We start from the raw sequence: 691 nt of genomic DNA, 5'->3' as shown, positions 1-691 counted from the left end.
TTGAGGCATCGTGTCGAGCAATTGAGCGGGAGACAACCGTGCCTCGGAGCAGACGTAAATTCGACGGACCATTTAAGGCGAAAGTTGCCTTGGATGCGATTCGTGGATTGAAGACGACGAGCGAATTGGTATCGATTCATAAAGTTCATGCGACGCAGATTGCACTTTGGAAAAAGCAGCTGTTGGAAGGAGCGATTTCGATTTTCGAGAGTCCTTCAGCGAGCAAGGCCACCACCGACGAACCGAGTTCCGCAGAGCTCTATGAACAAATCGGTCGACTGAAGGTTGAGCTCGATTGGCTCAAAAAAAAAGTGGCCGAGCACGGTGGCTGAACGTCGGTCTTGGATTGATCCGAGCGATCGCTTCGTGAGCATTCGTCGGCAGTGCGCGCTGCTGGGCCTGCATCGCTCGAACGTGTATTACGAACCGGTCAGCGTGAGCGAAGAAGATCTTCGTTTGATGCGACTGATTGACGAGCAGTATCTCCAACATCCGCATCTGGGCAGTCGCGGGATGGTGTCTCATCTGGCACGGCATGGTGAGTTGGTCAATCGCAAGAAAATACAGCGATTACTGAGAGAAATGGGGCTTAAGTCTCTTGCCCCGAGTCCTCGGACGACACAGCGAGCGGTCGGGCACAAGATCTACCCGTACCTTTTGCGAGATGTTGAGATCGTGCGTCCCAATCAGG

General features: G+C 53.3%; 2 protein-coding genes. Both read left to right on the top strand.

Features of this window, described 5'->3' with window-relative positions; genetic code table 11:
• Positions 1–332 (top strand): hypothetical protein (locus OSO_RS0123760; RefSeq protein ID WP_010585572.1); only part of this gene is annotated, 332 nt, incomplete at its 5' end.
• A gap of 34 nt (positions 333–366) precedes the next feature.
• Positions 367–691, top strand: a 325-nt coding sequence (locus OSO_RS50940; RefSeq protein ID WP_162130558.1) for an IS3 family transposase, incomplete at its 3' end; no start/stop codon positions are given.

This window comes from Schlesneria paludicola DSM 18645 (assembly GCF_000255655.1).
Lineage (GTDB): Bacteria > Planctomycetota > Planctomycetia > Planctomycetales > Planctomycetaceae > Schlesneria > Schlesneria paludicola.
This window is presented reverse-complemented; position numbering and strand designations above follow the sequence as displayed.